3 protein-coding genes and 1 tRNA gene are annotated in these 4,769 nt (G+C 58.5%); 2 read left to right on the top strand and 2 right to left on the bottom strand.

What is annotated here, in order from left to right:
- Positions 1 to 86: 86 nt before the first annotated feature.
- Both ABD654_RS05730 and ABD654_RS05725 read right to left on the bottom strand, forming a co-directional pair.
- Positions 87 to 1,829, bottom strand: a complete 1,743-nt coding sequence (locus tag ABD654_RS05730) for a CHASE2 domain-containing protein (RefSeq protein ID WP_344703156.1) — start codon at positions 1,827 to 1,829, stop codon at positions 87 to 89.
- Between the two features lie 244 nt (positions 1,830 to 2,073).
- Positions 2,074 to 2,150, bottom strand: a tRNA-Ile gene (locus tag ABD654_RS05725).
- 284 nt (positions 2,151 to 2,434) lie between these two features.
- Between ABD654_RS05725 and ABD654_RS05720 the strand changes: the two genes are divergently transcribed.
- Positions 2,435 to 3,637 carry a quaternary amine ABC transporter ATP-binding protein gene (locus ABD654_RS05720; RefSeq protein WP_344703154.1) on the top strand — a complete coding sequence of 401 codons (1,203 nt, stop codon included), beginning with the start codon at positions 2,435 to 2,437 and terminating at the stop codon, positions 3,635 to 3,637.
- Positions 3,637 to 4,458: an ABC transporter permease gene (locus ABD654_RS05715; RefSeq protein ID WP_344703158.1), complete on the top strand. Its 822-nt coding sequence runs from the start codon at positions 3,637 to 3,639 to the stop codon at positions 4,456 to 4,458. Before ABD654_RS05720 ends, ABD654_RS05715 begins: the two co-directional genes overlap by 1 nt.
- Positions 4,459 to 4,769: the final 311 nt, after the last annotated feature.

The following is a 4,769-nucleotide window of genomic DNA, read 5'->3' as shown; positions in this document are numbered from 1 at the left end:
ACAGCTGCCGGCTCCACTCGACCCTTGGCTACCACGCGCCGAGGGAGATCGAGAAAATCGCGGAAGCAGCTTAATAAAAGTGTCCGCTACGACTTGACCAGAACATCGGCGGCGGTCATGGTGAAAACGGACAGCCCGGAGCGCGTAACCAGCGCCTCCATTTTGCGATTGACCTGTATGACCTGCCCGAAAAGGTCATAGAGAATCGTGCTGGTGTGAAGCAAGCTGAAAACATTTTCCAACAGCGCAAGCCTGCGCGAAAAAACCTGCAGCGTCTCGCCCAGCGCTTCGTATTCGCTTTCCACCGCATCAAGGCGCATCAGGCGCTGCCAGCGGCTCTTTTTTCTCTGCTGAAAAAGCTGCCAGCGCTGACGCTGATAAACAAGCTCACCGATCTGGTTGCTGATATCCCGCAGCAAGGAGAAAAACAGCGGATTACTGTCAAGCGTTGGTTCGTCCACTTCTCCGCTTAGAAAACCCAGCAGCTGGCCGTTAAACTCCAGCGGCACCAGAAACTGCCGCCCGCCCGGCATGGGGTTTTTCAAAAAGGTTTTCGACAGAATAATCGGCCCGCCCTCTTCCAGTGCAGTCGAGTAAGGCGTGCGCTCGAAATCGCGACGGCGCTCGTCAATATCTTCAATAGAGCAGCGATACGCCTTTATCTCGCGCAGATGCTTGGCGCTGCCCCGGCGCTCCAGCAGGATAATGCGGTCGAGGTGGAGTATCTGGGTGGTCAGCAGAATAATCTGCCCCCAGGGGTCCTGGCTGGCGTTGAAATCCGAAGGCAGCAAACGATCATGCAGGCGGCCGCTGCTGGCACGCAAAAGCGTATGCACGGTTGCGGATTCGTGGCGCTGTTCACGTCGGGAGAGCAAATACCAAAGCAGCAGATGATAAGCGATCAGCTCAATCACCGGAAAAACGCGACTTACAAAATGGAGCGAAAGCCAGCCGGCCACCAGCAAAAGCAGGCCGCCCCCGATACAAACCCCCAGAGAATGCCGCACGCCAAGCCGAAAATACAACAGCACCGAGACGCCCAGCACGGTGAGTGACAGCAATATATTTTGCCACCAGGCGGTGCGCTGCAATGGCCGGCCGCGCATCAGCGTATCCACCGTATAGCCGGCATACATCAGCCGGGAAACCCTCGCCTCTTGCGGCAAGGGGGTGAACAGCGTCGGATTGGTCGGATCCATGCGCCGCCCTATCAGCACCGCTCGGTTCGCAACCAGGTCGCGGGTGATATCGCCGCGCAGCACCCGCTCGGTCTGAAGTACCGGCAGATAGTTCATCCCCGGACGAAAATCGATCAGAAAGGCGTCCTCAGCCGCTCTTGCCTCCAGGGCACGGCTCGCCAGCGCTGCCTCGGTGGTAACGTAGCGCTCGCCGTTTTCAACAATACGGGGCACGTGCACGCTCATACGGCTCAGGCTCTGGGCCGGGGGCAGCGTCAGAACACTGCCCGTGCTTGATGTCTGGGCTGTCGTCTGTCCGACAATCACGCCAGATTCGCGCAGCCTTGCACGCTGTGTTTCGGAAAGCGTCGCAGGCGGGTGCAAAAACCCGATGCCGGCCGGGTCAAGCCGCTCAAGCCGCTCGACAAGCGCACGCCACGCCGGTTGCCGGCGCTGTTCAAAGTCGGCTTCCACCAGCACGACCCGAGGCGTGGGCCTGCCTACGGGGGTAAGTCGATGATACTGCCCCTGCACCCAGGCATCGGGAAGTTGAAAAACGCCCAGCGTGCTGGCAAGCCAGATGCCCACAAGGCTGATGAGCGCAATCCCGGGGCCGGCAAGACGCCAGCGATGCAGGGGGGCCAGAATCATATAAGAAAAACCTTAACTATATGCAATCCCCCTGCCGTACTGGGCTTTGCCTGAAAAGAAACGGGCCTAAGCCAGACAAGGCAAAAACAGCGAAAAGACACGCTTTACTGCGCGTAAACGAGCTCTCTGCGCTATTTTAACGTGGCATAGGCAAGCAAAAGCGGGCCAGACGTTTATGGCAAGTGACGGCTTTCAAGCTAACGGAGGGTGTTTTGACGATGGTGGCGTACGATATTGCTCTTATTGGTGGGCCCAGGCGGACTCGAACCGCCGACCAAGGGATTATGAGTCCCCTGCTCTAACCAACTGAGCTATAGGCCCGTGTGCGAGGCGCATCATACCGGATGCATGAAACCGAGGCTAGACATCAGCGATCAAAGTGCGGCGTTTATTCTCTACATTCAGGGCCGCCAGGCCCCGCCGGCCGGGCGTTGTGACAGCCTGTAAATATTGGTGTATAATATAATTTAATAATACTTACGTATTGCACGCCTTTTTCATTATGGTTTCGGCGCCAGTCGGGCTGAACCGGTTATCCGGCTCAGCAGGCGGCGATCGTGCTTTTGTCATGAGCGTGTATTCTTCTCACCAACCAGGCATCGCCGATGGACGACAAACAAAACGTCAAGATTAAGGTGCGCGGGTTAAGCAAAGTTTTTGGCAAAAACCCCCAAAAAGCTTTGGAACTGCGCAACCAAGGCCTTAAACGTCCGGAAATTCTGGAAAAAACCGGCCAAACGCTGGGGCTTTCCAATATCGAATTCGACGTTCACGAAGGAGAGCTGCTGGTGGTCATGGGGCTTTCAGGCTCCGGTAAATCCACCCTGATCCGCTGTCTCAACCGCCTGATTGAAACCACCGAAGGGGAAATCGTCATCGACGGCGAGAATATCCCCACGCTAAGCGACAAGGCCCTGCTGGAGTGTCGTCGCCGGCACTTTTCCATGGTGTTTCAAAACTTTGCCCTCTTCCCCCACCGCACGGTGCAGAAAAACGCCGAGTTCGGCCTGGAAATTCGCGGCGTGAGCAAAGACGAGCGGCACAAGCTGGCCCGAGAATCGCTGCACCAGGTCGGGCTTGACGGCTGGGAAGATGCCTACCCCAACCAGCTTTCCGGCGGTATGCAGCAGCGCGTAGGCCTGGCCCGGGCGCTGGCCAACGATGCCAGCGTTTTGCTGATGGACGAGGCCTTTTCTGCGCTTGATCCGCTGATTCGCAAGGACATGCAGCAAGAGCTCATGCAGCTGCAGGCCAAGACGAAAAAGACCACGGTGTTTATCACCCACGATCTGGATGAGGCGCTAAGCATTGGCGATCGCATCGTGCTGCTCAAAGACGGCGAAATTGTCCAGATCGGCACGCCCGAAGAAATCCTGACCCGCCCTGCCGACGACTACGTGCGCCGCTTCATCGAAGGGGTGGACATGTCGCGCATTCTTACCGCAGAAAGCGCCATGCGCCGGGTGCGTGAAACCGCTCGGGAAAGCGACGGCCCGCGCACCGCGCTGTACAAGATGCGCGAAAACAGCATTGACTCCATTTACGTCACTGACCGCAACCGCAAACTGGTGGGCCTGCTGGAAGTGGATGCTGCCAGCCAGGCGGCCGATCAGGGTGCCGACACCATCGCCGAGTACGTGACTCAGGACTTCCGCCGCGTCAAGCCCGATGAGCCGCTGCAGAACCTGTTTGCCATGTTCAGCGAGAAAAGCTTCCCCATTGCCGTGGAGGATGACCAGCAGCGTCTTCTCGGCGTAGTGGTGAAAGGTGGCGTTCTGAACGAACTCGCACGGGCAGGAGAGCAATGATGGATATCGTACGCATTCCCCTTGGGGGCTGGATCGAGGGCGGGCTGAACTGGCTGACCAGCGAGTATTCCGTGGTCACCCGGGGCATTTCCGGCATCACCCAAACCGGCATAGACGGGCTGAACGACGCGCTGATGTGGCTGCCCGAGTGGGCGCTGATGGCGATCATTGTCGCGCTGTGCTGGCGCGCCTCCTCCGTTCGCCTGGCCATCGGCGCCGCCGCCGGGCTTGCGCTGATCTGGAACATGGGCCTTTGGGATCCGATGATCGAGACGCTGACCCTGGTGGTCATCGCCACTTTGGTGGCTGTGGTCATCGCGCTGCCGGTAGGCATCGCCGCGGCGCTGTCTGAACGGCTGTATCGGACCATCATGCCGCTGCTGGACTTCATGCAGACCATGCCGGCGTTTGTGTATCTGATTCCGGCGATTCCGTTTTTCGGCATCGGCTCGGTTTCAGCGATCTTTGCCACGGTGATTTTCTCCATGCCGCCGGCCATCCGCTTTACCACCCTGGGCATTCGCCAGGTGCCGGTAGACCTTATCGAAGCGGCGGATGCCTACGGGGCAACCCGGGGCCAGAAGCTTTTTAAAGTGCAGCTGCCGCTTTCCCTGCCGACGCTGATGGCGGGCATCAACCAGACCATCATGCTGGCGCTTTCCATGGTGGTCATCGCGGCGATGATCGGTGCCGACGGCTTGGGCAGCGAAGTCTGGCGCGCCATTCAGCGCCTGCGTCCGGGGGATGGCTTTGAGGCCGGCATTGCCGTGGTCATCCTGGCCATGCTGCTGGATCGCTTGACCCAGTCACTGCGCAAATAGCACGCGCACAGCGCCGCCGGGCGAAGCCGGCGCTGCACGCCGCTTTCTTGAAACCTCGGGAATAAGCAGCCAAAGTGCATAGTGCATCGCGAGTACTGTTTAGAGTACATACGGTTTAAAGCGCGTACGGTCTAAAGCGCGCACTGTCTAAAGCACGCACGGCGTAAAGTGCAGGCCGCTCAACGTACCTACTGCTTGACGTACATTGTTCTGGTCAAGTCGTAGCGGACACTTTTATTAAGCTGCTTCCGCGATTTTCTCGATCTCCCTCGGCGCGTGGTAGCCAAGGGTCGAGTGGAGCCGGCAGCTGT

The organism is Halomonas cibimaris (assembly GCF_039537045.1).
Classification (GTDB): Bacteria; Pseudomonadota; Gammaproteobacteria; order Pseudomonadales; family Halomonadaceae; genus Vreelandella; species Vreelandella cibimaris.
Note: the sequence above shows the minus strand (reverse complement) of the source record. Positions and strands in the feature narration are given on the sequence as shown.